The 25,793-nt window shown below is 64.9% G+C and carries 29 protein-coding genes; 14 read left to right on the top strand and 15 right to left on the bottom strand.

Annotated features, from left to right (window positions below; genetic code table 11):
- Positions 1 to 112: 112 nt before the first annotated feature.
- Genes H7841_00965 through H7841_00955 form a run of 3 tightly spaced genes read left to right on the top strand, consistent with a single transcriptional unit; the run spans position 113 to position 1,481 of the window.
- Positions 113 to 688 carry an RNA polymerase sigma factor gene (locus H7841_00965; protein MEO5335452.1) on the top strand — a complete coding sequence of 192 codons (576 nt, stop codon included), beginning with the start codon at positions 113 to 115 and terminating at the stop codon, positions 686 to 688.
- Positions 685 to 1,014 carry a hypothetical protein gene (locus tag H7841_00960; GenBank protein MEO5335451.1) on the top strand — a complete coding sequence of 110 codons (330 nt, stop codon included), beginning with the start codon at positions 685 to 687 and terminating at the stop codon, positions 1,012 to 1,014. The genes H7841_00965 and H7841_00960 overlap by 4 nt, the downstream gene beginning before the upstream one ends.
- Positions 1,014 to 1,481, top strand: a complete 468-nt coding sequence (locus H7841_00955; GenBank protein MEO5335450.1) for a periplasmic heavy metal sensor — start codon at positions 1,014 to 1,016, stop codon at positions 1,479 to 1,481. The genes H7841_00960 and H7841_00955 overlap by 1 nt, the downstream gene beginning before the upstream one ends.
- Here H7841_00955 and htpG read toward each other — a convergent pair.
- Positions 1,478 to 3,346, bottom strand: coding sequence for a molecular chaperone HtpG (htpG, locus tag H7841_00950; protein MEO5335449.1), 1,869 nt, complete (start codon positions 3,344 to 3,346; stop codon positions 1,478 to 1,480). The genes H7841_00955 and htpG overlap by 4 nt on opposite strands.
- A gap of 162 nt (positions 3,347 to 3,508) precedes the next feature.
- A complete protein-coding gene (locus H7841_00945) occupies positions 3,509 to 4,507 on the bottom strand; it encodes an adenosine kinase (protein MEO5335448.1) in 999 nt (332 codons plus the stop codon).
- A 154-nt stretch (positions 4,508 to 4,661) separates the two neighbouring features.
- Here H7841_00945 and H7841_00940 point away from each other — a divergent pair, with 154 nt between their 5' ends.
- From H7841_00940 to H7841_00930, 3 genes are read left to right on the top strand one after another with little or no spacing between them, the layout of a single operon-like run.
- The gene (locus H7841_00940) at positions 4,662 to 5,327 is read left to right on the top strand and encodes an EI24 domain-containing protein (protein MEO5335447.1); all 666 of its coding nucleotides are present in this window, start codon (positions 4,662 to 4,664) and stop codon (positions 5,325 to 5,327) included.
- Positions 5,328 to 5,334: 7 nt separating this feature from the next.
- Entirely contained in the window at positions 5,335 to 5,928 is a 594-nt protein-coding gene (locus H7841_00935) for a polymer-forming cytoskeletal protein (protein ID MEO5335446.1), read from the top strand.
- A gap of 18 nt (positions 5,929 to 5,946) precedes the next feature.
- Positions 5,947 to 6,411 (top strand): hypothetical protein, encoded by a 465-nt coding sequence (locus H7841_00930; GenBank protein MEO5335445.1) that lies wholly within the window; start codon positions 5,947 to 5,949, stop codon positions 6,409 to 6,411.
- On the opposite strand, the gene H7841_00925 is transcribed toward H7841_00930, so the two are convergent.
- The 3 genes from H7841_00925 to H7841_00915 form a co-directional block, all read right to left on the bottom strand.
- Positions 6,408 to 6,983, bottom strand: a complete 576-nt coding sequence (locus tag H7841_00925) for a Smr/MutS family protein (protein MEO5335444.1) — start codon at positions 6,981 to 6,983, stop codon at positions 6,408 to 6,410. The two genes, H7841_00930 and H7841_00925, sit on opposite strands and share 4 nt — an antisense overlap.
- Before the next feature lies 1 nt (position 6,984).
- Positions 6,985 to 8,127, bottom strand: coding sequence for a murein transglycosylase A (locus H7841_00920; protein ID MEO5335443.1), 1,143 nt, complete (start codon positions 8,125 to 8,127; stop codon positions 6,985 to 6,987).
- 64 nt (positions 8,128 to 8,191) lie between these two features.
- Entirely contained in the window at positions 8,192 to 8,890 is a 699-nt protein-coding gene (locus tag H7841_00915; GenBank protein MEO5335442.1) for a Tim44/TimA family putative adaptor protein, read from the bottom strand.
- 127 nt (positions 8,891 to 9,017) lie between these two features.
- Between H7841_00915 and secB the strand changes: the two genes are divergently transcribed.
- Positions 9,018 to 9,509 carry a protein-export chaperone SecB gene (secB, locus tag H7841_00910; protein ID MEO5335441.1) on the top strand — a complete coding sequence of 164 codons (492 nt, stop codon included), beginning with the start codon at positions 9,018 to 9,020 and terminating at the stop codon, positions 9,507 to 9,509.
- 1 nt (position 9,510) lies between these two features.
- Here the strand turns inward: secB and dnaQ are convergent, their stop codons facing one another.
- The 5 genes from dnaQ to H7841_00885 are packed head-to-tail and all read right to left on the bottom strand — an operon-like array spanning position 9,511 to position 13,065.
- Positions 9,511 to 10,188: a DNA polymerase III subunit epsilon gene (gene dnaQ / locus H7841_00905; protein ID MEO5335440.1), complete on the bottom strand. Its 678-nt coding sequence runs from the start codon at positions 10,186 to 10,188 to the stop codon at positions 9,511 to 9,513.
- A 15-nt stretch (positions 10,189 to 10,203) separates the two neighbouring features.
- Positions 10,204 to 10,815, bottom strand: coding sequence for a dephospho-CoA kinase (gene coaE, locus H7841_00900; protein ID MEO5335439.1), 612 nt, complete (start codon positions 10,813 to 10,815; stop codon positions 10,204 to 10,206).
- Positions 10,812 to 11,660, bottom strand: coding sequence for a shikimate dehydrogenase (locus H7841_00895; GenBank protein MEO5335438.1), 849 nt, complete (start codon positions 11,658 to 11,660; stop codon positions 10,812 to 10,814). The genes coaE and H7841_00895 overlap by 4 nt, the downstream gene beginning before the upstream one ends.
- Positions 11,660 to 12,253 (bottom strand): Maf family nucleotide pyrophosphatase, encoded by a 594-nt coding sequence (locus H7841_00890; GenBank protein MEO5335437.1) that lies wholly within the window; start codon positions 12,251 to 12,253, stop codon positions 11,660 to 11,662. Before H7841_00890 ends, H7841_00895 begins: the two co-directional genes overlap by 1 nt.
- A complete protein-coding gene (locus H7841_00885; GenBank protein MEO5335436.1) occupies positions 12,247 to 13,065 on the bottom strand; it encodes a kinase/pyrophosphorylase in 819 nt (272 codons plus the stop codon). Before H7841_00885 ends, H7841_00890 begins: the two co-directional genes overlap by 7 nt.
- Before the next feature lie 429 nt (positions 13,066 to 13,494).
- Between H7841_00885 and hemE the strand changes: the two genes are divergently transcribed.
- The 4 genes from hemE (at position 13,495) to rho (ending at position 17,429) form a co-directional block, all read left to right on the top strand.
- Positions 13,495 to 14,523: a uroporphyrinogen decarboxylase gene (gene hemE / locus H7841_00880; GenBank protein ID MEO5335435.1), complete on the top strand. Its 1,029-nt coding sequence runs from the start codon at positions 13,495 to 13,497 to the stop codon at positions 14,521 to 14,523.
- Between the two features lie 19 nt (positions 14,524 to 14,542).
- Positions 14,543 to 15,535, top strand: coding sequence for a ferrochelatase (gene hemH / locus H7841_00875; GenBank protein ID MEO5335434.1), 993 nt, complete (start codon positions 14,543 to 14,545; stop codon positions 15,533 to 15,535).
- 3 nt (positions 15,536 to 15,538) lie between these two features.
- Positions 15,539 to 15,979, top strand: coding sequence for a protoporphyrinogen oxidase HemJ (gene hemJ / locus H7841_00870; GenBank protein ID MEO5335433.1), 441 nt, complete (start codon positions 15,539 to 15,541; stop codon positions 15,977 to 15,979).
- A gap of 193 nt (positions 15,980 to 16,172) precedes the next feature.
- Entirely contained in the window at positions 16,173 to 17,429 is a 1,257-nt protein-coding gene (rho, locus tag H7841_00865) for a transcription termination factor Rho (protein MEO5335432.1), read from the top strand.
- Positions 17,430 to 17,436: 7 nt separating this feature from the next.
- On the opposite strand, the gene H7841_00860 is transcribed toward rho, so the two are convergent.
- The 5 genes from H7841_00860 to H7841_00840 all read right to left on the bottom strand — a co-directional run bounded on the left by H7841_00860 (position 17,437) and on the right by H7841_00840 (position 21,766).
- Entirely contained in the window at positions 17,437 to 18,024 is a 588-nt protein-coding gene (locus H7841_00860; GenBank protein ID MEO5335431.1) for a hypothetical protein, read from the bottom strand.
- Positions 18,025 to 18,055: 31 nt separating this feature from the next.
- Complete coding sequence (locus H7841_00855) at positions 18,056 to 18,235, bottom strand: hypothetical protein (protein MEO5335430.1); 180 nt, start codon at positions 18,233 to 18,235, stop codon at positions 18,056 to 18,058.
- A gap of 97 nt (positions 18,236 to 18,332) precedes the next feature.
- The gene (locus H7841_00850; protein MEO5335429.1) at positions 18,333 to 19,310 is read right to left on the bottom strand and encodes a quinone oxidoreductase; all 978 of its coding nucleotides are present in this window, start codon (positions 19,308 to 19,310) and stop codon (positions 18,333 to 18,335) included.
- Positions 19,307 to 19,762 carry a methylated-DNA--[protein]-cysteine S-methyltransferase gene (locus H7841_00845; protein MEO5335428.1) on the bottom strand — a complete coding sequence of 152 codons (456 nt, stop codon included), beginning with the start codon at positions 19,760 to 19,762 and terminating at the stop codon, positions 19,307 to 19,309. The genes H7841_00850 and H7841_00845 overlap by 4 nt, the downstream gene beginning before the upstream one ends.
- A gap of 15 nt (positions 19,763 to 19,777) precedes the next feature.
- Positions 19,778 to 21,766, bottom strand: a complete 1,989-nt coding sequence (locus H7841_00840; protein MEO5335427.1) for a thioredoxin domain-containing protein — start codon at positions 21,764 to 21,766, stop codon at positions 19,778 to 19,780.
- Between the two features lie 114 nt (positions 21,767 to 21,880).
- On the opposite strand from H7841_00840, the gene H7841_00835 reads away from it, so the two are divergent.
- The 3 genes from H7841_00835 to mnmG all read left to right on the top strand — a co-directional run bounded on the left by H7841_00835 (position 21,881) and on the right by mnmG (position 25,719).
- Positions 21,881 to 22,120 (top strand): DUF6489 family protein, encoded by a 240-nt coding sequence (locus H7841_00835; protein MEO5335426.1) that lies wholly within the window; start codon positions 21,881 to 21,883, stop codon positions 22,118 to 22,120.
- Positions 22,121 to 22,214: 94 nt separating this feature from the next.
- On the top strand, positions 22,215 to 23,546 hold the full coding sequence (gene mnmE / locus H7841_00830; GenBank protein ID MEO5335425.1) for a tRNA uridine-5-carboxymethylaminomethyl(34) synthesis GTPase MnmE: 1,332 nt from the start codon (positions 22,215 to 22,217) through the stop codon (positions 23,544 to 23,546).
- A gap of 307 nt (positions 23,547 to 23,853) precedes the next feature.
- Positions 23,854 to 25,719 carry a tRNA uridine-5-carboxymethylaminomethyl(34) synthesis enzyme MnmG gene (gene mnmG / locus H7841_00825; protein ID MEO5335424.1) on the top strand — a complete coding sequence of 622 codons (1,866 nt, stop codon included), beginning with the start codon at positions 23,854 to 23,856 and terminating at the stop codon, positions 25,717 to 25,719.
- Positions 25,720 to 25,793 lie beyond the last annotated feature (74 nt).

Raw genomic sequence — 25,793 nt, 5'->3', positions numbered from 1 at the left:
CATGCGCCCTCGCGAAAATTTTTTTCGTCGGCATGGTTAATTTTTCGCAAGGATTTGCCCCGCCGGTCCGTGATAAGGCCGAGAAGGGTAATTCAGGAAGCGGTGGGGCCGGTTGGACCGGAACGACCAGGAAAACGACGACGCGTTGCTGACCGCCATCGCGGCGGGCGACCGGGGAGCCTTCCGGCGGCTGATGGAAAGGCATGCGCGTCCGGCCCTGGCGCTGGCCCAGCGGATTTCCGGCAACGCCCAGGATGCGGACGACGTGGTGCAGGAGGCGTTTCTCAAGGTCTGGGCCGTGGCCGCGGGCTGGCGAAGCGGTGGCGAGGCGCGATTTTCCACTTGGCTCTACCGGGTGGTGGTCAACCTTTGCATCGACCGCCGCCGCCGCAGGCCCCTGGCGCCCCTGGACGAGGCTGGCGATCCCGCCGATCCGGCGCCGGATGGGGCGGATACTGCGGCAGCCGGCCAGCGCCGCCGGCTGCTATTGGAAGCCATGGCCCAATTGCCCTCCCGACAGCGGACCGCCTTGGCGCTATACTATTTCGCCGAGGTCGACGGTCCCGAGTCGGCTTACCACCTGGGTCTTACCGTATCCGCTCTCGAGGCCCTGCTGGTACGGGCCCGCCGGGGACTGAGAGGATATCTGCTGCGTCGAGGATTGAAGAATTTCGGAGACCTGCCATGACCGCTTCCTGGGAACGTGATGAGTCTTTCGCCAAATGGCTGCGGCAGGCCTTGCCGCCCGTGGAAATCGAAGCCGAGCGGACCGATCGCCTGATCGCGGCGGTCTTGAACCGCGTCGAGACCCCCGAGATGGCCGGAACATCGAAGGGAAGTTGGCTGGCCCGGCTCTGCCCGCCCGCCTGCCTTGAGGTCTCGTTGCGCTTCGCCGTCCCCATGGCGGCGGGACTGGCGGTCGGCGTCCTGGCCGGAAGCTGGCTGGAAGCGGCCGAGCCGGCGGGACTGCTACCCCACCTCCTGACGCCGGCGTTCGGGATGGAGATGCGCTGATGCCTCTCAAGACCTGGATCCTGCCCCTGTCGCTGGCGGCCAACGTTTCCCTGGTCACCATCGTCGGCATGCATGCCACCGGATTGGACCAGGCCCCTTACCGCCATCCGCCGCCGGGTCCGCCCGATTTCATCCACATGGCGGAACGCATGGCCGACGACATGCCGGCGGAAGACGGCCGGCGGCTGGTCGCTTCCTTCAAGGCCCGGGCCCGGGAATTCGACCGGGGACACGAAGCGATGCGCAACGCCAGGGACGCCATCAAATCGGCGATCGCCAGACCGGATTTCGATGCCAAGACCTTGAAGACCGCCTTGGACGGCGTGCGGACGGCACGCGACCTGCTGGACGAGACCATTGCCCAGGCCATGGTGGAAGCCGCCGCCGCCATGTCGCCGGCCGGCCGTGAGAAGCTGGGCGCCGGCCCCATGCCGGGCGGCCCGCCGCCCCCGCCGCACAAGCGTTAGTCCAGGCCTTTTTCCATCGCCGCGGCCAGGCGCCGGGCGAAGGCCTGGGGATCGGGTACCGGTTCCCCTTCCAGGATGCGGGCCTGATCGAGCAGCAGGTGCGCGGCATCGGCAAGGGCCGGGCCGGCGGTCTTGGCCTGGATGGCCAGACGGCGGATCAGGGCGTGGCGCGGGTTGATTTCCAGGACGCGCGGGCTCAGGTCGTCCAGGCGCTTGTGCTGCTTGAGGATGCGTTCCAGGTGCATGTCGAGCCCGTCTTCGGCCGCCACCAGGCAGACCGCGCTGTCGGTCAGGCGTTCCGAGATGCGCACGTCCTTCACCGCGCTTCCCAGCGCGTCCTTGAGGGCGACCAGCAGATCGGCCAGGTTCTCGGCCGGGGCCGATTCCTCCTTCTTCTCCTCGGTGGCCGGCTCCGTCCCCGCGACCTTGCCCAGGTCGACGCCACCCCGGGTCACCGACTGGAAGGGCTTGTCGCGAAAATTGGCGATGGCAGGAATCCAGAACTCGTCCACCGGATCGGCCAGCAGCAGCACATCCACGCCCTTCTTGCGGAAGCCTTCCAGTTGCGGGCTGCGCGCCAGTTGGTCGGCATCCTGACCGGTAATGTAGAAGATGGCTTCCTGGCCTTCCTTCATCGCTTCCACATAGGTTTCGAGCGAGATGGCGCCCTCGGCGCCCGTATGGCGGAAACGGGCCAGCGGCAGCAGCTTGTCGCGGTTCTCGAAGTCCTCGTAGAGCCCTTCCTTGAGCACTGGGCCGAAGGACTCCCAGAACGCCGCGTAGTCCTCGGGCGCCGCCTCGGCCTTTTTCTTCAACTCGCCCAGCACCTTCTTGACCAAGCCGGCCTTGATCTTGGCCAGCTTGGGGTCCTTCTGCAGCATCTCGCGGCTGATGTTCAGGGACAAATCCTCGGAATCCACGATGCCGCGCAGGAAGCGCAGGTAGGGCGGCAGCAGGCCCTCGCAGTCCTCGGTGATGAAGACCCGGTTGACGTAGAGCTTGACCTTGGGCTTGCGCTCGGGATCGAACAGGTCGAAGGGCTTGGCGGTCGGCACGAACAACAGGTGGGTGTAGGAAAGCACGCCCTCCGCCCGGCCGTGCAGGGTCATCCAGGGTTCGTCGAAGGCATGGGCCACGTGGTGATAGAATTCCTTGTACTGTTCCGCCGTCACTTCCTTGGCCGGCCGGGTCCAGAGGGCGGAGGCGGTGTTCAAGGTTTCGTCTTCGCCTTCCTTGCCCCCCTTCAACAGGATAGGGATACCGATGTGATCGGAGTAGGTCTTGACGATCCGTTTCAGGCGGTTGTGGTCCAGATATTCCTTGTCGTCCTTGCGCAGGAACAGGGTCACCGTGGTGCCGGCGGTATCGCGGACGGCCTCCTCGATGGTGAATTCGCCCAGACCGTCCGACACCCAAAGCCAGCCTGCCGCCTCGCCCGCCTTGCGAGTCACGACCTCGACCCGTTCCGCGACCATGAAGGAGGAATAGAAGCCGACACCGAAGCGGCCGATCAGGTCCACGTCCTTGCGGGAATCCCCCGACAAGCCGTTGAGAAAGGCTTGGGTTCCCGACCGGGCGATGGTGCCCAGGGTCTCGACCAGGTCGTCGCGGTTCATGCCGATGCCGTTGTCGGCGATGGAGAGCGTCTTCTTCTTGGCATCCGCCGTCAGTTCGATGCGAAACCCGCCTTCGCCCGGTCCCAGGTCCGCCTGGGTGAGCGAGAGGTAGCGCAGCTTGTCGCAGGCGTCGGAAGCGTTGGAGATCAGCTCGCGCAGGAAGATCTCCTTGTGGCTGTAAAGCGAGTGGGCGACGATATCCAGCAAACGGCTGACTTCGGCCTGGAACGTGAATTTTTCCTGCGACATGGCGATCCCCTCCGGTGACGGTCGGGGGTGATCTAGGCCGGAAGGCCGAATTCCGCAAGGGCCCGGCGGTACTGGTCGGCGGAGGCAGCGCCGAAACAGCAGAAAATCAACGTATCGAGCGCGGCCGGGGCCTTGGCCCATGCCGTCGTCACGGCGGCAGCGTCACAGCGGCCCCAGCCGGGCTTCGGCCAAGGGGCGCAGCGGCGTTTCGGGCCGGGCGCCCAGGTGGGAAATGATTTCGGCCGCGGCGATGCCGCCCAGCCGGGCACAGGTCGCCAGATTCTTGCCCGCGGTCAGGCCGAACAGGAAGCCGGCCGCATAGGCATCCCCGGCCCCGGTGGTATCGACCACCCGTATCACCGGCTCGGCGTCGACGACATGAAGTTCCTCGCCGGCCACCACCACCGAACCCTTTTCGCCCCGTGTCAGGGCGGCGATTTCGCAGTGGCCCCGCACCTGCTGCAAGGCCGCGTCGAAGCTTTCGGCCTTGTAGAGGTGCTTGATTTCCGCCTCGTTGGCGAACAGCACGTCGACATGGTCGGCAAGAAGCGTCAGGAAGTCGTCGCGATGGCGGTCGACGCAGAACGGATCGGATAGCGACAGGGCGACCTTGCGACCGGCCTCCTTGGCGATCCGGGCCGCCTTGACGAAGGCGTCCTTGGCGTGCGGCGGGTCCCAAAGGTAGCCCTCCAGATAGGTCACCTGCGAGGCGGCCACCAGGTCGGGGTCGATGTCGTCGGGATAAAGTTGCGTGCAGGCCCCCAGGTAGGTCTGCATGGTGCGCTGGGCATCGGGCGAAACCAGGACCAGGCAGCGGGCGGTGGAGGGACCGCCCGCCAGCGGGGCGCTGCGGAAGGTGACGCCCAGGGCCCGGATGTCGTGGGTGAAGACCTGGCCAAGTTGGTCGGTCGCCACCTTGCCGATGAATGCCCCCGCCCCGCCCAGGGACGCCAGGCCGGCGATGGTGTTGGCGGCGGAGCCGCCGGAGCATTCGATGGCGGGCCCGATCTGGTCGTAGAGCCGGCCGGCCATGGCTTCGTCGATCAGGGCCATGGTCCCCTTGGCCAAGCCGTGGCCCGCCAGGAAGCCGTCGTCGGCATGGGCCACCACGTCGACGATGGCATTGCCGATCCCCAGTACCCCGTAACGAACCTCGACCATCGTATCCTCCCGGTATTGATGAAGGCGGCAGTATAACGGGCCGAAGCAGCCCCGCAAGGTTCGGCTTGCCGACGGGGGCGGGACGGGGTACACCGACGGAGACGTCTGGCAAAACGATTCCGGATTCAACATGATATCTGCTTTCGTTAAGGGAGTGCATCAATTAACCGATCCGGCCACCCGCCAGGTGGTTTGGCTCGCCCTGGGGTTAGCCACCCTCGCCCTGGGGGGATTATGGACCGCCGTGGGCTATCTGTTGGCCCACACCGCCGTCTTCGACGCCGGATGGATCGAGACGGCCGTCGACCTGTTGGGAGGCCTGGCTACCCTGGTCTTGACTTGGCTATTGTTTCCCGCCGTGGTCAGCGGGGTGATCGCGGTGGCTCTCGACGCGCTCGTTACGGCGGTGGAACGGCGGCATTACCCCGATCTGCCGACGGCATCCGGTCTGACCCTGGGGGAGGAACTGGCTGCGGCGGGGATTTTCCTTCTGGTCAAGGTCGTCGTGAACCTGATGCTGTTGCCCTTCCTGTTGCTCGGGCCGGTGTTTCCTTTTGTGTTCGTGGCGGCGAACGGCTATCTTCTCGGGCGGGAGTACTTCGAACTGGTGGCGCTCCGGCGGTTGCCGCGCGAGGAAGCCAGGGCCCTGCGCAAGTCCCGTTCCTGGTCGGTTACGGCCGCCGGGAGCCTTTTGGCCCTGATGATGGCGATTCCGGTGGTCAATCTCGTGGCCCCCGTGATCGGCGCGGCGGCGATGGTGCATCTGTTCGAGACCTGGCGCCGCGCACGCGCGTCCGAACCCACGCTGGCAAAGGGATGAGGTTTCCATGTTCCGCAAGAAGGATGACGCGGGGTCCCCGGGACCGAAGGACGGCGAAGGCGACATGTCCGCGCCGCCCCTGAAGCCTTTTTCCAAGCGCGGCTCCCATACGCCGCCCAAGCTGCCGTCCAAGACGACCTTCACGCCCACCGAAGCGCCGCGTCGCGCCGTCGAGTTGCCCAGTCTTTCGGCGCCCCGGCGCCTGGATCGGCCACGCTTGGGCGACGCCGACAGCAAGCGCCTGACCGTCGGCCGCGAGATCTGCCTGTCGGGCGAGATCACCTGCTGCGACAAGCTGGTGGTCGAGGGCCGGGTCGAGGCGACGCTGTCGGACGCCCGTGCCATCGAGGTGGCGTCCTCCGGCTACTTCAAAGGTCGGGCCGTGGTCAACGAAGCGGACATCAGCGGGCGTTACGAAGGCGACCTGATCGCCCATGACCGCTTGGTCGTGCGGGCCGGGGGGTTGGTGACCGGGTCCATTCGCTATGGCCGGATCATTATCGAGTCCGGGGGCAGGATTTCCGGCGACATGCAGGCGCTGGCCGACGTCGAAGGCGCGGACGAGCCCCCGGTGCCGCAGGGTACGCCTTCCACCTTCTGACTCGGGGGAGAATACCGCATGCCGCGTCGTTTCGGAATGCTGGCGGCGGCGGTCTTGATTCTCGGGGCTTGTTCCGGAATCGTCGCGACCGAGGACGACCCTCCGGCGCGTCCCCAGGAAGAACAGGCGGCACCGGCCACCACTCCGCCGGACGAGAATCAGGCGGCCCTGCCCCCGGCCGCCGACGTCCCGCCCGCCAGATCTTCCGTGGCAAGCCCGGATCATTTCAAAGGCATGACCCAGGGCGAGGTGACCGAGGCGATCGGGACGCCCGATTTCACCCGCAAGGATCGGGCCGCGCGACTCTGGCAATACAACGGCAAGCGCTGCGCGCTGGATCTCTTTCTCTATCCGCAGAAGGACGGCATTCTGCGGGTTACCCATGTGGACGTCCGGGTGCGCAGTCCTGAGATCGTAGACTGGCCAACCTGCGTGGCCGAGATTTCGACTGCCCGCCAGAAATCCAAGACATCAAAGGGTTAGCGTTTTCTCTTCAACAAGACATAGAAGGCGCCACTGCCGCCGTGGCGGGGCTGGGCCGGAGCCACGGCCAGAATTCGGGTGCGCAAGGGCGCCTCGTTCAGCCAGCGCGGGACCATGGCCCGAAGGACGCTGCCTCCCGTCGTTCGCCCCTTGCCCGTGATGACCAGGACACAGCGCCGCCCTGCCGTCTGGGAGCTTAGAAGAAAGATGTCCAGGGCACGGTGGGCCTCGTCCTGGGTATGGCGATGGAGATCGATCGCGCCGTCCAAGGACATTTCGCCCTTGCGGAACCGTTCCGCGGTACGCTTGTCCACTCCGGCCGTGCTGCCGACTGTCAGGTCCGGCGGCAGCTTGGATACGGGCGGTGGCGGCGGTATCACGAGAATCCGGGGTCGTTCCGTGCACGACGAAGTCGCGGTCTCCGGGTCGGGAGCGGAAGTCGCCGCAGGGATCGCCTGGGCCTGGCGGCGGCGGCGGCGCAGAGGTTTGACCGAAGCCACCACGTGAGCCCATAGTTCTTCTTCGTCCGGCGCCAGGACACGGTGGCGGGATTTTCCGGGTTTTACCGTCATTTCAGGAGCTTGGCGGAATAGGCTGCGCAATGGCTTGCGGGCGTTTCGGCAACAGGAGGAAATATCGTCCCTTTTGTTTCATATGGCCCGCCCTGGCCATGGCCTCGGGCCCATGGCCCCAGAAGACATCGCCGCGCACCGGCCCCGTAATGGCCCCGCCGGTATCCTGGGCCACTAGAAGCCGTCTCAGGGGCCGGGATGGGTCCAGAGGATCGGAGGTTTCCAGCCACAGCGGCGCGCCGTAGGGCAAAAACCGCTTGTCCACCGCCAGACTGCGGCCGGGAGTAAGGACCACGCCCTGCGCCCCGATCGGACCGTCGCCCTCCACGGTCCGGAAAAAGACGTAGGAGGGATTGGCGTTCAGCAGGCCGGCAGCCTGAGTCGGGTTGGCGGCAAGCCAGGCCCGGATCGCCGGCATGGTGATGTCTTCCCGCCGCATGACGCCGCGGTCGGCCAGTTCGGCGCCGATGGCCCGGTAGGGATGGCCGTTGCGCCCCGCATAGCCGACGCGGACGGTCCTGCCGTCGTCGAGGGAAATGCGGCCGGAGCCCTGAACATGCAGGAAAAACAGCTCGATCGGATCGTCCACCCAGAAGAGTTCCTGGGCTTTACCGTCCAGGAACCCCGAAACGATTTCGTTCCGGCTGGCGTAGGGTACGAGGTGGCCTCCCTGCAGGCGGCCGTTCAGCTCCTGGCCTTTCCAATCGGACTTGAATCGACCCAGGTCTGCGGTCACCAGATCCTTTGGACGGGCGTGGACGGGATGTCGGTAGGGGCCGTGCTTCTTGCGGGAGCCCTTTAACTCGGCCTCGTAATATCCTGTGAAAAGGCCTTCTTCCCGGTCGTTGTCCGCCACCAGGAAGGGAGAGAACCAGGTTTCGAAAAAGCGCCGTGCCCCGGCGTCGTCGTTAACCGGCTGTCCGGCGGCGGCCTTGCAGGCCGCCTGCCATTCGTCGGCCCGCCCCAGGTCGGGACCGCCGTCCTTCACGGCGCCGCCGTTGTCGAGGGGCCGGCCGGAGGACAAGGCGTCGAGGCGAGGGCAGGAGCGGCGAAATGCCGCCAGGGCCTCGCCATGGCGGTCGGTCTCCCAGCCGGCCAGACGGGAATAGGAGACGGGGGTCAGGGACAAGTGGGGTTCGGGCATCTTGGCGGGCGGCGGCGGCGCTACGGCGCAACCGGCCAGCCCGAGCAGGACCGCGACGAGCCCCCTATTCGGGGCTTTGGGTCGCCACCAGCGTCCAGTTGGGATCGCGCGAGCGGGTATCACGGGCAAATGTCCAGAAATCGACGACATCGACAACCAGGTTTGGATCGCCTTCTACCACCTTGCCGTCGGCATCTCGGGTCACGGTGACTTGTTCGCTGACGAAACGGATGGTTACCTGGGCCATCCGGCCTTCGAGGCTCGCCTCCGTCAGCTCGGCGCCGCGGATGCCCACCAAGGTAGCATCGAGGACATGACCGGCCTTCTGGCGCTCGCGGATGGATTGGGCGAAGTTCTCGAAGACCTCGGGGCTGAGCAAGCCCTTGAGAGTATCCAGATCCGCCGCGGCGAAGGCATTGAGGATCATCTCAAAGGCGACGCGAGCACCCCCCAGCATTCCGGCGGCGCTGAAATCGCCGTCGACGGTACGGATTGCCGCCAAGCCGATTTCGAGGGGCGTACGGGGTTCCGGCTCCGGCCCTTCCTCGACGTCCTCGACACGGGCCGCTTTGCGCCCGGGCAAGGGAATGACATTGTCGGAGCTCGCGCTCTCGTCGTCCCTGGCCGCTTCCGGATTCCGGTCCTTGCGGAAGGGATCGGGAAAGCCGCCTTCGTGGCCATCGCGCTTGCCCAGCACGCTGCGCAGGCGCAAGGCCAGGAAAACCGCGATCAAGGCGAAGAGAATGATGTCGAATGCCTGCAAGGGGCGGTCCTTACTTTTCTGTCCAGGGGGAGAAAGTAATGCCTCCAGCGGCCCGCGTCCAGACAGCGGTTGTAGGAATCGGCGATCCATGGTAGCCAGACCCCGCGATTCAGAGGGGAGCCCCGCCATGTCCGACCGCACCGATACACCCACCGACGTCCAGGCCGCCCAGCCGCCTCTTGCCGTCGCCGGTCAATATATCAAGGATCTGTCCTTCGAGGTCCCCGGCGCACCTGGCATCTTCGGCCAGATGCAAAAGCAGCAGCCCGATATCGCGGTCAATGTGGACGTCAATGCCCACGGACTGCAGGAAAAGCTGTTCGAGGTGGTCCTGAACGTCCGGGCCGAATGCAAGGTGGGCGAGACCGTAGCCTTCATCGCCGAACTTTCCTACGGGGGGCTGTTCACCCTGAACGTCGCCCGCGAACATCTCGAGCCCATGTTGCTCATCGAATGCCCGCGCCTCCTGTTCCCCTTCGCCCGCAACATTCTGGCCGATCTGACCCGTGACGGGGGTTTTCCGCCCCTGATGCTGGGTATGGTCGATTTCGTGGGTATGTACCAGAACCAGCTGCGCGAACGCGAGAAGGCCGTCGGCGAGCCCGTCGGCAACGCTTGATTCAAGCGTCCCAGATCGGCGCCGTCAGCTTCGCGAGAAAAGTCCGATGGGCGGCTTCCTCCTCGGCCAAGGGAGCGAAATGCCGCGCCGGCCGGTCGCCGCGAGCCGCCGTCGGCACCGCTCCGGCGTTCTGTGCCGCCTTGGCCGCCGCCAGGGCCAGACCCGGCTGGCGGCCGCCGATCAGTTCCAGGTAGACCTCGGCCAGCAACAGGGAATCCTTCAGGGCCCCATGCAGGTCACGATCGCCGTTATCGATGCCGAAACGCTTGCAGAGGGCGTCCAGATTCGCCTGGGCGCCGGGAAAGCGTTTGCGGGCCAGGGCCACGGTATCGGTGGCCCGTCCCAGGGGAATGGCGACGCGGTCCAGCCGCGCCAGTTCAGCATTGATGAAGCCCAGGTCGAAGGAAGCGTTGTGGATGACCAGCGGCGCTTCGCCGACGAAATCCAGGAAGTCCTCGGCGATGTCGGCGAAAGTCGGATGGGTGGAGAGAAATTCCGCCGACAGGCCGTGCACGGCGAAGGCCTCGGCCGGCACGTCCCTTTCGGGATTGACGTAGCGATGGAAGTCGCGGCCTGTGGGCAGGTGGTTTTCCAACTCCACGCAGCCGATCTCGACGATGCGGTGGCCGCCCAAAGGGTTCAGACCCGTCGTTTCCGTATCCAAAACGATTTCACGCATTGCCTATATCTCCACCTACAATCCGCGCCTTACACCATATCTTGAAAGCAAGTCCGTAACAATCGCCAATATGGCCTTGCGGCTGAAGGCTTTATCGAGGCCGGTTGGGATGATGTAGTCGGCCCGACGGCGTTTGTCCGCATCCGGCATCTGGCGGTCCAGGATGGCCGCCTGGCGGGCGCGGGTCACGCCCGGGCGCGCCAGGACCCGGGCCAATTGGACCCGCGGGGGGGCCGAAACCACGGCCACCGCATCGCAGCGTCCTTCGGCGCCGGTCTCGTACAGCAGGGGAATGTCGAGCACCGCCAACACCGCGCCCCGCCTGGCCGCCCGGCGAAGAAAGGCGTCTTCCGCCGCCGCCACCATGGGGTGGAGGATGTCCTCCAGGCGCACAAGCGCCGCCGGATCGTCGAAGACCCGCCCGCCCAGAAGCGTCCGGTCGACCGCACCGTCGTGGACGACACCGGGAAAGGCCCCGCCCACCGCCGGCACCGCCGCCCCGCCCTTGCCCAGCAGGCGATGGACGCAAGCATCGGCATCATGGACGGGGATTCCCAAGGAGCGCAGATCGCGGGCCGCCTTGGTCTTGCCCATGCCGACCGATCCTGTGAGGCCCAGGACGATCATGGTTTCGGGGTGGCGAGCACGAAGGCCCGGAGTTCGTCCGTCACTTCGGGTTCCCGGCCGAACCAGGCGGCGAAGCCGGGCCGAGCCTGGTGAAGCAGCATGCCGAGCCCGTCGACCGCCGGATTGCCGCGGGCGCGGGCGGCGGCAAGCAAAGGCGTTTCCAGGGGTGCGTAGACGATGTCGGTGACCAGGGCCTCAGGCGGCAGCACGGCAAGGTCCAGGTCGAGGGGCGGCTGGCCCTTCATTCCCAGAGTGGTGGTATTGACCAGCAGAACCGCGCCATCCAGAGCGGCGGCACGGTCGGCCCAATCGACCACCCGGATGGGCCCGCCCAGGGTGGCGGCCAGGTTTTCCGCCCGGTCCCGGGAACGGTTGACCAGGCGCAGATCCGGCACACCGTCGTCGACAAGGGCGGCGACGACGGCACGGGCCGCGCCGCCGGCACCCAGCACCACGGCGGGACCGGCCGCCGACCTGAAGCCGGGCTGGCCGGCCCGCAGGTTTTCGAGAAAGCCGAAGGCATCGGTGTTGCGACCGAGCAGACCGCCGTCTTCCCGCACCACCAGGGTATTGACGGCCCCGATACGCCGCGCCAGGGGTTCCAGTTCGTCCACCACGGCAAAGGCGGTTTCCTTGTGCGGCACGGTGACGTTGGCACCGGCAAAGCCCAAACGCGGCAGCAGGCGGATGACCACCTCGCAATCCTCGGGCCGCACGGCAAGGGGCAGGTAGGCACCGTCGATTCCGTAACGGTCCAGCCAGAACCCGTGCAGGCGCGGCGACAGGGAATGGCTTACGGGCCATCCCATCACCCCTGCCAGCCGTGCCCTTCCGGTCAAGATCATCAGGACGAGAGAACCCCGTGGCGGCGGAGGAAGTCAAGCAGCGGCAACAAGGGTAGGCCCAGGATCGAGAAGTAATCCCCATCGATACGCGAAAAAAGTTGCACGCCGATCCCTTCCAGGCGATAGGCACCGACCGAATCCAGGACGTCCGGCCCCGCCCGGTCCAGATAGGCGTTCAGGAACTCATCCGAGAAGGAGCGCATGGTCAAGACCGGTTCGGCCCGATGTTCCCAGAGCAACTCATCGTCCCTTGCCGCACAGACGGCGCTGACCAAGCGGTGATCGCGACCGCGCAGGAATTCCAGGTGGCGGCGGGCTTCGGTGCGATCTCGGGGCTTGTCGAAACGCCGCCCGCCGCAATCGAGGATCTGGTCGGCACCGATCACCAGGGCGCCAGGATGGCGTTCCGCCGTCCGGCGGGCCTTGGTTTCCGCCAGCCGGGCGGCGAGGTCGGAGGTGGACCGCTCCGCCAAATCGGCTTTGATCGCCGCTTCGTCGACATCGGCCGGCCGGATTTCGAATTCCAGACCGGCATGGCGGAGGATCGTGGCGCGGACCGCGCTCGCCGAAGCCAGGACGAGAGGCGTCACCAGCCGGTCTCCACCCGATCCTTCAGGTGCTGCAGGATAAGGGTCGCCGTTTCCTCGATGGACTTGCCCGAGACATCGATGAGCGGCCAGCCATGCTTGTTGCAGAGCCGCTTCGCCTCCTCGACCTCGCGGTTCACCGTGGCGACATCCACGTAGTCCGAGGTCGGGTCCTGGTGCATGAGTTCGAGGCGATGCTTGCGCACCTTGACCAGTTGACGCGGGTCCTTGGTCAGGCCGACGACAAGGGGACGGGTGAGCTTGAACAGTTCCTGGGGCAGCGGACAGCCGGGAACGACCGGAACGTTCGCCGCCTTGATGCCGCGATTGGCCAGGTAGATGCAGGTCGGGGTCTTGGAGGTGCGCGACACGCCGACCAGCACCACGTCGGCCCGGTTGAGGGTTGCCGCCGCTTGGCCATCGTCGTGGATCAAGGAAAAGTTGATAGCCTCGATGCGTTCGAAATCGGCGGCCCCCAGGGCGTGCTGATAACCCGGCCGCAGATGGGCTTCGGCCTTCAGGTAAGTACCCAGGGCGGCCAGGACCGGGTCGAGCACGCAGAGGTAGGGCACCTTCAGATCCTCAAGGCCATCCTCCAATATCTTGCGCAAATCCGAATCGACCATGGTGAAAAGGACCAAGCCCGGCGCCTTGCGGATCGCGGCAAGCACCTTGTCGATCTGGGCCCCCTCCCGGACCAGGGGCCAAGAATGCTGGCGCATCTTGATCTCGTCGAACTGGGCGACGCAAGCCCGGGCCAGCATGGCCACGGTTTCGCCGGTGGAATCGGAAACCAAATGCAGATTATGGCTGCTCATCTAAAGTGTCCCCGCGCCCCTGTGGATTGGTTGGGGATAAGCCCGGTGGCGGGGTGGCTGGGCCAAATACTCCCCGCTTCCGTTTTTCCCATCCGTCCTGTTGTTTATCGTGGATGGGATTATACAAGGACTGTTGGAAAGGACGCCAGGGGTCCCTTGACCGCGAGTCATCCACCGGACTTTCGAAAGATATCCAAGCCGAAACGGGGTTGGCGGGTCCAGGGTGGAACGCGATGCGGAAGGATACTATCCCCGTTTTTCCATCGACCCCCGGCACGACAGTGGTAAGACTGGGGAAAAGCCTGGGATGAAATCTAATCCCCAGGTTCCACCGCGCTACAACCTCAACCACCTTTTTTTCATCTTTGAAAATAAGGGTAGATTGGGGTTTGATAAGTGCCGATCCCGCCAAGCCATCCAGGGGAACCAATGACCATCAGGAAACCATTTCTCGCCGCGATGAATGGCGAGGTCCAGGCCAGGCCGCCGTTCTGGCTCATGCGGCAGGCGGGCCGGTATCTTCCGGAATACCGCGAGGTTCGCAAGCGAGCGCCGACCTTCCTGGATTTCTGTTATTCGCCGGATTTGGCGGTGGAAGTCACCCTTCAGCCGCTGCGGCGCTATGGCATGGATGCGGCGATCCTGTTCAGCGATATTCTCGTGGTACCGGATGCCCTGGGCCAGAAGGTGGAATTTCATGAGGGACGCGGACCGGTTCTGGAGCCGGTGCGTTCGGTGGCCGAATTGGGCCGACTGGGTATGGATCGTTTCCACGAGCATCTGGCGCCGGTCTACGAGACGGTCAGACGCCTGACGAAGGCGATTCCCGAGACCACCGCCCTGATCGGCTTTGCCGGGGCGCCCTGGACCGTCGCCACCTACATGGTGGAGGGACACGGCAGTAAGGACTACCTGGCGACTCGCGGCTGGGCTTATCGCGATCCGGAAGGCTTCGGCAAGTTGATCGATCTGCTGGTGGAAGCCACCGGTTCCTATCTGGAAGCCCAAATCCGCAATGGCGCGGAGACGGTGCAGATCTTCGACAGTTGGGCTGGAGTTCTGAGCGAATCCGAATTCAAGCGCTGGGTAACCGATCCAACGGCCAAGCTGGTGCGCCGCCTTAAGGCGACATGCCCCGCTGTCCCGGTGATCGGTTTTCCGCGTGGAGCCGGAATTCTTTACGACACCTATGTTCGCGATACCGGTGTCGATGGCGTCAGTCTGGATTCGACGATCCCGGCAAGCTGGGCGGCGCAAATTCTTCAGCCTCGGTGTACGGTGCAAGGCAATCTGGACAATTTGGCGCTGGTGGCAGGCGGCGAGGCGTTGGAGCGGGAAACCCGGCATATCCTGGAAACGCTGGGCAGGGGTCCGTTCATCTTCAACCTGGGACACGGTATTCTGCCCGAAACGCCGCCCGAACATGTTGCTCGCCTGGTGGAGTTGATTCGTGGCTGAACGCTTGGCTGTGGTCGTGATGACCATGGGCGGCCCGGATTCTCCGGAAGCGGTTCAGCCGTTCCTGTTCAACCTGTTCAACGATCCGGCGATCATCGCCGCGCCGGGTCCCATCCGTTGGCTGTTGGCCAAGTTCATTTCCACCCGGCGGGCCCCGGTGGCCCGCGATATCTACAAGCTGCTGGGTGGCCGATCGCCCATCCTGCAGGAAACGCGGGACCAGGCTGCGGCATTGGAAGCCGTTCTTACGGAAACGGGCCCGGCTAAAGTCGTGGTGGCAATGCGCTATTGGCATCCCTTTGCCGACGAGGCGGCGCGGGAAATCGCGGCCTTCGCTCCCGACCGCATTGTCGCCCTGCCGCTCTATCCCCAGTATTCGACCACCACCAGTGCTTCTTCCCTGAAGGATTTCGCCGAGGCGGCCCGCCGGGCTGGCATCGTGGCACCTATAGTCGAGGTATGCTGCTATCCGACCGAACCGGGTTTCGTCGCCGCCGAGGCGGAGATGATCGGTGCCGCTCTGACGGAGGCCGGAACGGCAGGCAGGATTCGCCTGCTTTTTTCCGCCCACGGCCTGCCGAAGAAGATCGTCGCCAAGGGAGACCCCTATTCCTGGCAGGTGGAGCGGTCGGCGGAAGCCATCGTCGCCCGGTTGGGCATTGCGGATCTGGATTGGCGGGTCTGCTATCAGAGCCGCGTCGGTCCTCTCGAATGGATCGGACCGGCGACCGACGACGAGATCCGCCAAGCCGGACGTGAGGGCCTGTCCTTGGTCGTGGTTCCCATCGCGTTCGTATCCGAACATTCGGAAACCCGGGTCGAGCTGGATATCGAATACGGCCATCTGGCCAGGGAAGCCGGAGTACCCAAATACCTGCGGGTTCCCACCGTGAGCAGCCATCCCGCTTTCATCCGGGGTCTGGCCGCGGTGACGCGGTCCGCCCTGGCGGGAGGGCGGGAACGGCTTTGCGGCCGGGATACGGACCATCGTTGCTGTCCAACGGAGAAGTAGCCCATGTCGGGAGAGGCCTATCTTTGGATCAAGGCTTGGCATTTGATCGCCGTGATGGCCTGGATGGCCGGGTTGTTCTACCTGCCGCGTCTATTCGTCTACCATAGTGTGGTCGAGGTGGGCTCCGAGGTCTCGGAAACTTTCAAGGTGATGGAGCGCCGTCTGCTGCGTGCCATCATGAATCCGGCCATGGTGGTGACAGTCGCCCTGGGAGTGGCGATGCTGGTCGACCTTGGCTGGGAAGCGGTTCGGAGCCAGGTTTGGCTTCACGTCAAGCTGACCTGCGCCGCCGGAATGCTGGTCATGCATTGGCGGATGGCCCGCTGGCGCGAGGACTTCGCCGCCGACCGCAATACCCGTCCACAGAGGTTCTACCGGATCGTCAACGAAGTGCCGACCATCCTGATGATCGCGATCGTCGTCATGGCGATCGTCAAGCCATGATTATCTTCATTTGACAGGTGGGGCGGGTTGGACTAATGCTTGGGCCATCCACCCTCTAAGGCCCCGCGAGCGGCCTGTTTCCCTTTCCATCGCCCCTCCGTGGCCGCCGTCGCCGACGAAGACTCGTCGCAAGCCGCCACTCCCGGTTTTCCGCCGTTTTCCCCTCCCCCGAGACAGATCGTCGAGTTTTCCCATGCATCTCAAGGAATTGAAGACCAAGAGCCCGGCCGACCTCCTGAGCTATGCGGAGGAGCTGGAAATCGAAAATGCCAGCAACCTGCGCAAGCAGGATATGATGTTCGCCATCCTCAAGCGGCTGGCCGACAACGAAGTGTCGATCTTCGGCGATGGCGTGCTGGAAGTGCTGCAGGACGGGTTTGGCTTCCTGCGATCGCCCGAGGCCAACTATCTGCCGGGTCCCGACGACATCTACGTCTCGCCCAGCCAGATGCGGCGTTTCGGCCTGCGTACCGGCGACACGGTGGAAGGTGAAATCCGCGCGCCCAAGGACGGGGAACGCTACTTCGCCCTTCTGAAGGTGAACAAGATCAACTTCGGCGATCCGCAGGCGGTACGCCATCGCATCAACTTCGACAATCTGACGCCGCTCTATCCCGACCAGCGGTTCAAGATGGAAATCGACGATCCGAAGAACAAGGATTTCACCAGCCGGGTCATCGATCTCATCACGCCCATCGGCAAGGGCCAGCGCGGCCTGATCGTCGCGCCGCCACGCACCGGCAAGACGGTGATGCTGCAGAATATCGCCCATTCCATCGCCACCAACCATCCGGAATGCTATCTGATCGTGCTGCTGATCGACGAGCGGCCGGAAGAAGTGACCGACATGGCCCGCTCGGTGCGGGGCGAAGTGGTGAGTTCCACCTTCGACGAACCGGCCACCCGTCACGTGGCGGTCACCGAGATGGTGATGGCCAAGGCCAAGCGGCTGGTCGAGCACAAGATGGACGTGGTGATCCTGCTGGATTCGATCACCCGTTTGGCACGCGCCTACAACACCGTGGTGCCGTCGTCCGGCAAGGTTTTGACCGGCGGCGTGGACGCCAACGCCCTGCAGCGCCCCAAGCGCTTCTTCGGCGCAGCGCGCAATATCGAGGAAGGTGGCTCGTTGACGATCATCGCCACGGCGCTGATCGACACCGGCTCGCGCATGGACGAAGTGATCTTCGAAGAATTCAAGGGCACCGGCAATTCGGAAATCATCCTGGATCGCAAGATCTCCGACAAGCGCACCTGGCCCTCCATCGACATCACCAAGTCGGGCACCCGCAAGGAAGAACTTCTGGTCGACAAGGGCACGCTCAGCAAGATGTGGGTCCTGCGCCGCATCCTGATGCCCATGGGCGTGGTGGATGCCATGGAGTTCCTGCTGGACAAGCTCAAGTCCTCCAAGAACAACGCCGACTTCTTCGATGCGATGAATACGTGATGCGGGATCAGGGACGAAGGAATTCGTCCCTGACCTTGAACAGGCCGATGATGCATTCGGGGTTTCGGACGCAAATCTGCACGTGGGTCCGATCCAGGAACCCCGCTTCCGGATAGAGCGGCTCGCCCTCGGGAAACAGGCCCCGAACGGAATCGAACGGGGCAAGGCTTAGTTCGGTCCGTATTTGATGGAGATGTTCCATCACCGCGCAATCGAGCCTGCGCAAGGGTGGGTTGGCTTTGTTCCCGGGTAGCTGGTTTCCCGCGGCTTCCGACATGGTTACAAGGCTGCGATGGGCCTCGGTGACCAACTGGGTACCCTGGGACGTCGTCAAATCCAGGCAATGACCGAGATTGATGACCGCACCGACCACGGTCGGGTTCTTGACCTTGCGGCCCGAAATGGCGCCCGAGGCAAGGAAGCGGGCCCATTCCAGCCCGCGCAAGGGATTGGACTCCCAGCAATACCGGCCCTGCCCTAACCGGTCGTAGTCGTTGGTACTGGCGCGGAACTCACCACCGTCCAATAAATCCTTGGCAACGGACTCGTCACAGCCATGGTAACCGAGGACAAAGGAGGTGGCGGGAGGTTGCACGATCAGTCCCCCACAAGGGACAGCGGAAAAATCAACCGCCGTAACGCTTGGTCAACTTGCCCGATTTTGTGATCAGGCCTTCCTTTTGGAGGATCTTGAGGGCGGAGGCCTTGGTCTTGGTGTGTTTGGCGGTGAATTTGCGCGCGGCTTCGGCGAAGGCGTCCACGTCCGCCTGGGTAAGCTGGGTGAAGGCAAGCCGTTTCGTGGTCATGACCGGAGGTTCGGGATGTGGCGATACCCCAGTCTAACATTGGACTCCGGCGGATGCTACCCCAAGGGACAGGCCGTCGGCATGGAGAGAAAGGAAGTCAAGGCACCAGCACCGTCGAGCCGGTGGTCCTGCGGGCTTCCAGGTCGCGGTGGGCCTGGGCGGCGTCCTTCAGGGCATAGGTCTGGTTGACCTCCACCCTGAGCTTGCCGGACTGGACCATCTCGAACAGTTCCGCCGCACAAGACCGCAGGTCGTCCGCCTTGGCCGTGTAATGCAAAAGGGACGGGCGGGTGAAGAACAGCGATCCCCGCTGGGCCAGGAGGGCCGGGTCGAAGGCCTCCAGCGGCCCCGACGAATTGCCGAAGCTGACCATCATGCCGAGCGGCCGGAGCGAATCGAGGGAAGCCATGAAGGTGGCCTTGCCTACCGAATCGTAGACCACGGCCACGCCCTCGCCGTCCGTGATCTCCCGGACCCGTGCCGGGACATCTTCCCGGTCGTAGAGAATCGTATGGTGGCATCCGTGCGCCTTGGCGAGTTCCGCCTTGGCCTCGCTGCCTACGGTACCGATGACGGTGGCCCCCAGGTGGGCGGCCCATTGGCAGAGCGGCAATCCGACCCCGCCAGCAGCGGCATGGACCAGCACCGCGTCGCCTGCCTGCACCGGATAGGTGCGGCGCAAAAGGTATTGGGCGGTCATGCCCTTCAGCATCATCGCCGCGGCCCGGCGATCATCGATGCCGTTAGGCAACGGGACCAGACGGTCGGCCGGCATCAGGCGGGTTTCGGCGTAGGCGCCTACCGGGAGGCTCGCGTAGGCGACGCGCTGGCCGACCTGCAAGGCGGTGACACCGGGCCCCAGGGCCGCGACGACGCCCGCGCCTTCCATGCCAAGGACGGCGGGCAGGACGGGCAGGGGATAGAGGCCGCTGCGGTGGTAGATGTCGATGTAGTTCAGCCCCACCGCGGTCTGGCGCAACAGCACCTCGCCCGGTCCAGGCTCGCCCACCGGGATCTCTTCCCAGACCAGGGCGTCGGGACCGCCGGGGGCGTGGAGACGGATGGCGTGGGTCACGGCAGGGCTCCTTCCAGGCGCAACAGGGCTTCCTTGGTCGCCAGGCCCCCGCCGCCGGAGTAGCCGGTCATCCGGCCGTTCGCTCCGACAACCCGGTGACAGGGGACGATCAACGGCAGGGGATTGGCGCCGCAGGCTCCGCCTACGGCGCGCGGCGCGGAGCCGAGCCGACGGGCCAACTCGCCGTAGGTCAGGACCTTGCCGTAGGGGATGTCCTGCAGGGCGTGGCGGATCTTGGTCTGGAACCGGGTTGCGGCGGGCGCCAGGGGCAGGTCGAAAATCGTCAGGCGACCTTCGAAATAGGCGTCGAGTTGATCCTTGGCCGTCTTCAGGAGCAAGGTCGGAGCCTGGGCCGCGACGGGGGCGCGGCCCCAGTCGAGGGAGACCAGAAGGCCATCCTCCTCGAAAACCGTGAGGGGACCGAGAGGGCTGTTGAGGGACAGGTGGGACATACCTTTCAGTTTAGCTCAGTCGTTCACGCGGGGCCAGCGGGCGGCGAGGCGATGGCGTAACAGCGCCGGGTCGGTAATGGAGGGCTCGCAGACCTGGCCGGTGCAGACCCCGGCGCCCGGCGCACCGGCGCCGCGCATGAGGACGGCAGCCGGCGGAGCGCACTCGACGGCGGTCCGCCAGAGGGCCTGGGCCGCCGGATCGTCCACCGGACCGGCCACCACGATCCGCAAGGGATCGTCCAGCAGGTCGAAGGCTGCCAGCAGGGTTGGTTGGTTGAGCATCTGGGCCGCCGTGGCGTCGCCGAATAGCGTGAACAGGGGCCGCGCCCGCTCCAGATAGCAGGCCTCGCCGGTCAGGTGATGGAGGCGGAGCAGCACCTCGGCCATGACGGCGCCGCCCGACGGACAGGCCGTATCGGCCATGGGCTTGGTGCGGGCGATGACGTCGGTGACATCGGCGGCGGCAAGGAAGTAACCGCCTTCCGGGTCGGCGAACAGCCGGTCGGCTTCGGCGGCCCAGGCGCGGGCCTGTTCCAGATATACGGTCTCGCCGGTCGCTTGGTGCAGGGCCAAGGCGGCGCGGATCATCTGGGCCTGGTCGTCCAGCATGGCCACCGGGCCCGGGCGCCCGGCGCACCAGGAATGGTGCAGCCGCCCGCCCGCCACCAGGCGGGAACAGACGAAGGAGAAAACTTGGCACGCCATCTCGATCCAGGCCGGACGGTCGAAGATGCCGCCGGCGTTGGCCAGGGCGGCGATCATCAGACCGTTCCAGTCGGCGAGGACCTTGTCGTCGCGCAAGGGCGGCACCCGGCGATCGCGGATCTCCAACAGGCGGCGGCGCGCCTCGGCCAGGTGGGCCTCGACGGGCGGGATGCCGAAGGAGCGGTCGCGGCTGCGATTCAGGATGGTGGTACCTTCCCAATTGCCCCGTACCGAGACGTCGTAGGAGGCCTTGAATACGGGTGAATCGGCGCCGAGCGCGGCGTCGATCTCCGCTTCGGTCCAGACGTAGTACTTACCCTCGCGGCCCTCGCTGTCGGCATCCAGGGCACCGGCGAAGGCGAAAGCCTCGCCGTCGACGACCGTCATGTCGCGCAAGGCCCAATCGACGATCTCCGCACAGCGGGTGGCGTAGAGCGGGCTGCGGGTTTCCTTCCAGACCTCGGCCATCAGGTCGAGGAGCTGGGCGTTGTCATAGAGCATCTTTTCGAAATGGGGCACCAGCCATATGTCGTCGGTGGCGTAGCGGGCGAAGCCGCCGCCCAGGTGATCGTAGATGCCGCCCTGGGCCATCCGGTCGAGGGTCACGGCGACCGCATCGCGGAACAGGCGGTTGCCGCGTCGCCGGGCGGTCTGCCAGAGGAAGCGGAACAGGCTGGGCTGCGGGAACTTGGGCGCCCCTTCGGTCCCCCCGTGAATGGGGTCGACCAGCCGCAGCGCGGCGGTGGCGGCCTCGTCCACCAGGTCGCGGGTGAGTTCCGGCCCGCGTGCGGGCTGGCCAAGCTGGCCGAGAGCATCGCGCATGACCTGGGAACTGCGCAGCACGTCGGGACGTCGTACGCGGAAGGCGTGGGCGACGCTCCGGAGCACGTCGGGAAAGGCCGGACGCCCATAGCGCGGCGTGGGCGGGAAGTAGGTGCCGCCCCAGAAGGGATCGGCCTCGGGGGTCAGGAACATGGTAAGCGGCCAGCCGCCCGCCTCGCCCATCAGGGCCAGCGCCGTCTGATAGAGGGAGTCCAGGTCCGGACGTTCCTCACGGTCCAGCTTGACGTTGACGAACAGCCGGTTCATCAGCTCGGCCACTTGCGCATCTTCGAAGCTCTCGTGGGCCATCACATGACACCAATGGCATGCCGCGTAACCCACCGATAGCAGAACAGGCTTGTCCTCGCGCCGGGCGATCTCGAAGGCCTCGGGGCACCAGGGGTGCCAGGCGACGGGATTGTCCCGGTGCTGGAGAAGGTAGGGACTGGTTTCGTGGGCAAGGAGATTGCGGGGCATGGAAGTCTCCGGTGGACGGGCGGCGTTGCGCAACGGCCCGCGGCTGGCGTACCCTTCACGTTGGAATTGGCGGCCTTCCTTGCAACGGCCGCCTTGGCGGGGAGACGAGGTTTCATGAAGGTCACCATCGATATCGACTGTACGCCCGAGGAGGCTCGCCAATTCTTCGGCCTGCCCGACGTGCGGCCCATGCAGGAAGCCCTGATGGCGGAGGTGGAACAGCGCATGAAGGCCAACCTGGCCGCGATGGACCCGGAAACACTGGTCAAGACTTGGTTGCCGGCCGGTATCCAGGGCTGGGAACAGCTGCAGAAGATGTTCTGGTCCCAGATGGGGCCCAAGGATAAGAAGTGACGCTAGCGGAAAAATCAGGCCGCTAAGCCTTTCAATATCTAGTGGGCAGATATAACCAGATCCCGAGATTTAGAGAGGTTTCGGCATGGCAACGATGGGCGATACTATCTTCGCTCTCGCCAGCGGCGGCCTGCCTGCGGCGGTGGCGATCATTCGGGTCTCCGGTCCCCAGGCGGCTCCGATTCTGCAACGGCTGACGGGAAAGCCGTTGCCGACGCCCAGACGGGCGATACGTAGCCGAATCGAGGACCCGGCGACAGGGGAGACCCTGGATGATGGCTTGGTTCTCTGGTTCCCTGGGCCAGCCAGCTTTACCGGTGAGGACGTCGTCGAGTTCCAGCTTCATGGGGGGCGGGCGGTAGTGGCCGGGGTGCTGGAAGTCCTGGGCAGGGAGGGGTTGCGCCCGGCCGAGGCGGGAGAATTCGCCCGCCGCGCCTTCGGCAGCGGTCGGCTGGACTTGACCGAGGTCGAGGGTCTGGCCGACCTGGTGAATGCGGAGACGGCGGCTCAGAGGCGTCAGGCGCTACGGCAGATGGAAGGGGCATTGGGTCGGCAATACGATGCGTGGCGGGAAGAGCTGCTGCGAGCTCAGGCCTATCTGGAGGCGGCCATCGACTTTTCCGAGGAGGATTTGCCGGCGGATCTGGAAGCGGAAGTGACGAGTCTCGTTGCGTCGGCGAATCGTGGGATTGGCGATCATCTGGCTGACGGACGGCGCGGGGAGATCCTTCGGGACGGATTCCGTATCGCCATCGTCGGCGCGCCCAATTCAGGTAAGTCCAGCCTGTTGAACGCTCTGGCGAGAAGGGAGGCAGCCATCGTATCGGAACGCGCGGGAACCACACGGGACGTCATCGAGGTGCGCATGGACTTGGCGGGATATCCCGTGATCTTGGCGGACACGGCCGGTTTGAGGGATAGTGACGACGAGATCGAGCAGGAGGGTATCCGACGGGCAAAGGCCCATGCGGCAGGAGCCGACCTGCGGCTGGCCATCTTCTCAGCGGAAGTTTGGCCGGACCAGGATGCTGCGACGTTGGCTCTGGTTGGACCGGACACCCTTTCCGTCCTGAATAAGGTCGATCTGATGGACAAAGAAGAAGAATGCCAGGCGCCAACCCGGGGCCTGATCCCGATTTCCGCGCGAGGCGGCCGGGGTGTCGATCTGCTCTTGGCTCGGATCGCGGAAGAAGTACGAACACGAACGACAGGAAATGGGGACGGTGCCGCCATGACCCGAACCCGCCACCGACGGGCATTGGAGTCCTGCCAATCGGCCCTGGCCCGCTTCGTCTCGGCCGAAGGTGTGGAATTGCGGGCGGAGGAATTGCGTACCGCGGCGCAAGCGCTGGGCACCCTCACCGGGCGGGTTGGCGTGGAGGAGCTATTGGACGTGATCTTCCGTGATTTCTGCATTGGCAAATGAACCACGGGATGTTGTGAAGGGAGCCCGTGTGGCCCACTACATCTGGGGCTCAGGACGAGTGACTCCGGTGATGTGAACAAAACGGAATCCCCATTATGTTTCACGTGAAACAACGAGCGGGCCGGGGCGAGCGCTAAGCGGATTCGGCTTGGCAATGTTTCACGTGAAACACGGGGCTGGGAGAGTGGCAAACCGGTACGAGGGACGACAAAGAAACCGGGAATTCACCGATGATTCACCGTTACTAGCCCATAGCCAAATGAAGGCATAGTTTGACTCTCGGAAGACCTGGGAATACAAGGACGGCATGAGTACTTCGGAAGTCATCGTCATCGGAGGGGGACACGCGGGGGCGGAGGCCGCGGCGGCTTCGGCGCGCCTGGGAGCGCGTACGGTCTTGCTAACGCAACGGCTGGCGACCATCGGCGAGATGTCTTGCAACCCGGCCATCGGGGGATTGGCAAAGGGGCAATTGGTGCGTGAGATCGACGCCCTGGACGGACTGATGGGCCGGATAGCCGATGCGGGCGGCATTCAATTCCGGGTTCTGAACCGAAGCAAGGGCCCGGCAGTCTGGGGCCCTCGTGCCCAGGCGGACCGTAGCCGCTATCGCGCGGCGATGCAAAATGCCTTGTCTGAGGTTGACGGTCTGACCTTGATGGAGGGGACGGCCGAGGACCTTGTCATTGACCCCCGAGGCGCGGTGGCCGGGGTCCGGCTGGCCGATGGTCGAACTCTGCCCTGCGGTGCCGTGGTGATAACCACGGGCACATTCCTGCGGGGCCTGATCCATGTGGGTGAAATCCGTTATCCCGCCGGCCGGTACGGGGATCGGCCGGCGGTTGGCTTGGCGTACACGCTCCGGCGCCTGGGCTTCCGAATGGGGCGATTGAAGACGGGGACGCCACCGCGGCTGGATGGCCGTACCATTCGTTGGGAGGACCTGGAACCCCAGAATGGCGATGACCCGCCCGAACCGTTTTCCTACTTGAACGATCATGTGACCTTGCCCCAGGTGCCATGCCATGTCACGGCGACGACGCCGGAGTGCCACGATCTGATCCGGAAGAACTTGCACCGGGCTCCCATGTATTCCGGCCAGATCGGCAGTGTCGGTCCCCGTTACTGCCCGTCGATCGAGGACAAGGTGGTTCGCTTCGCCGACAAGGCGCGTCATCAGATCTTTCTGGAACCCGAGGGCCTGGACGATGCCACGGTTTATCCGAACGGAATCTCGACTTCGCTGCCGAAGGATGTTCAGCGGGAACTGATCCGGTGCATTCCGGGCCTGGAGCAGGCGCGGATGATTCGGCCAGGCTACGCGATTGAATACGACTTCATCGATCCGCGGGAACTCGATCCGACCCTGGGAACGCGCCGGGTGCCAGGGCTCTATCTGGCGGGACAGATCAACGGAACGACCGGCTACGAAGAAGCCGCGGCCCAGGGGCTAATCGCCGGAGTCAATGCCGCGCTCCATGCCGGCGGCGGCGGAGCCTTTACCATCGACCGGGCCGAGGGCTATCTCGGCGTGATGGTCGATGACCTGGTTACCCTGGGGACCGAAGAGCCCTACAGGATGTTTACCTCGCGGGCTGAATATCGTCTTCTCTTGCGCGCCGACAATGCGGATCGGCGCTTGACCGCAAAGGGGCGGTCCATTGGTTGCGTGGCGACTTCACGATGGTCGGTCTATTCGGCGAAAGTCGAGGCGCTGTCCAGCGCCAAGGCCTTATTGGAAGGTGTGAGCGCCACGCCGAACGAGTTAGTGGGCCGGGGGATTGCCGTGAACCAAGACGGAGTTCGTCGGTCCGCTTGGCAGTTGTTGGCCCATTCGGGGATGTCCCTGCAACGCCTTGTCGGGCTATGGCCGACGCTCGGCGCAATTCCAGCGGCGATTGCCCGCCAGTTGGAAATTGACGCGCTTTACGCCGGCTATCTGGACCGGCAAAATGCCGACATCGCGGCCTATCGCCGGGACGAGGCCCTCGAACTTCCCCCCGATCTGGACCTTCTGGCCATCGGGGGCCTTTCCGCCGAGGTCCGCCAGAAGTTGGAACGGGCCCGCCCGGCCACCTTGGGGGCGGCGTCGCGCATTCCTGGGGTGACCCCGGCAGCCCTGGTGGCGCTATTAGCTCATGTCAGGAAGCGAACGCGGGGTGCCTTCGCTTGAAGTTGGTCGAATCGGGTCCCCAACGTTTCACGTGAAACAAGGATTTCCGCGAGGTTATGATATGTCGAAGATCC

This window comes from Magnetospirillum sp. WYHS-4 (assembly GCA_039908345.1).
In the GTDB taxonomy this organism is placed as follows: domain Bacteria; phylum Pseudomonadota; class Alphaproteobacteria; order Rhodospirillales; family GLO-3; genus JAMOBD01.
This window is presented reverse-complemented; position numbering and strand designations above follow the sequence as displayed.

Excerpts from the sequence above, each read along its gene's own strand:
- H7841_00960 (MEO5335451.1), top strand. The coding sequence starts at position 685 with ATGACCGCTTCCTGGGAACGTGATGAGTCTTTCGCCAAATGGCTGCGG.
- H7841_00955 (MEO5335450.1), top strand. The coding sequence starts at position 1,014 with ATGCCTCTCAAGACCTGGATCCTGCCCCTGTCGCTGGCGGCCAACGTT.
- htpG (MEO5335449.1), bottom strand. The coding sequence starts at position 3,346 with ATGTCGCAGGAAAAATTCACGTTCCAGGCCGAAGTCAGCCGTTTGCTG.
- H7841_00945 (MEO5335448.1), bottom strand. The coding sequence starts at position 4,507 with ATGGTCGAGGTTCGTTACGGGGTACTGGGGATCGGCAATGCCATCGTC.
- H7841_00935 (MEO5335446.1), top strand. The coding sequence starts at position 5,335 with ATGTTCCGCAAGAAGGATGACGCGGGGTCCCCGGGACCGAAGGACGGC.
- H7841_00930 (MEO5335445.1), top strand. The coding sequence starts at position 5,947 with ATGCCGCGTCGTTTCGGAATGCTGGCGGCGGCGGTCTTGATTCTCGGG.
- H7841_00925 (MEO5335444.1), bottom strand. The coding sequence starts at position 6,983 with ATGACGGTAAAACCCGGAAAATCCCGCCACCGTGTCCTGGCGCCGGAC.
- H7841_00920 (MEO5335443.1), bottom strand. The coding sequence starts at position 8,127 with ATGCCCGAACCCCACTTGTCCCTGACCCCCGTCTCCTATTCCCGTCTG.
- secB (MEO5335441.1), top strand. The coding sequence starts at position 9,018 with ATGTCCGACCGCACCGATACACCCACCGACGTCCAGGCCGCCCAGCCG.
- dnaQ (MEO5335440.1), bottom strand. The coding sequence starts at position 10,188 with ATGCGTGAAATCGTTTTGGATACGGAAACGACGGGTCTGAACCCTTTG.
- coaE (MEO5335439.1), bottom strand. The coding sequence starts at position 10,815 with ATGATCGTCCTGGGCCTCACAGGATCGGTCGGCATGGGCAAGACCAAG.
- H7841_00895 (MEO5335438.1), bottom strand. The coding sequence starts at position 11,660 with ATGATCTTGACCGGAAGGGCACGGCTGGCAGGGGTGATGGGATGGCCC.
- H7841_00885 (MEO5335436.1), bottom strand. The coding sequence starts at position 13,065 with ATGAGCAGCCATAATCTGCATTTGGTTTCCGATTCCACCGGCGAAACC.
- hemE (MEO5335435.1), top strand. The coding sequence starts at position 13,495 with ATGACCATCAGGAAACCATTTCTCGCCGCGATGAATGGCGAGGTCCAG.
- hemH (MEO5335434.1), top strand. The coding sequence starts at position 14,543 with ATGACCATGGGCGGCCCGGATTCTCCGGAAGCGGTTCAGCCGTTCCTG.
- hemJ (MEO5335433.1), top strand. The coding sequence starts at position 15,539 with ATGTCGGGAGAGGCCTATCTTTGGATCAAGGCTTGGCATTTGATCGCC.
- rho (MEO5335432.1), top strand. The coding sequence starts at position 16,173 with ATGCATCTCAAGGAATTGAAGACCAAGAGCCCGGCCGACCTCCTGAGC.
- H7841_00855 (MEO5335430.1), bottom strand. The coding sequence starts at position 18,235 with ATGACCACGAAACGGCTTGCCTTCACCCAGCTTACCCAGGCGGACGTG.
- H7841_00845 (MEO5335428.1), bottom strand. The coding sequence starts at position 19,762 with ATGTCCCACCTGTCCCTCAACAGCCCTCTCGGTCCCCTCACGGTTTTC.
- H7841_00840 (MEO5335427.1), bottom strand. The coding sequence starts at position 21,766 with ATGCCCCGCAATCTCCTTGCCCACGAAACCAGTCCCTACCTTCTCCAG.
- H7841_00835 (MEO5335426.1), top strand. The coding sequence starts at position 21,881 with ATGAAGGTCACCATCGATATCGACTGTACGCCCGAGGAGGCTCGCCAA.
- mnmE (MEO5335425.1), top strand. The coding sequence starts at position 22,215 with ATGGGCGATACTATCTTCGCTCTCGCCAGCGGCGGCCTGCCTGCGGCG.
- mnmG (MEO5335424.1), top strand. The coding sequence starts at position 23,854 with ATGAGTACTTCGGAAGTCATCGTCATCGGAGGGGGACACGCGGGGGCG.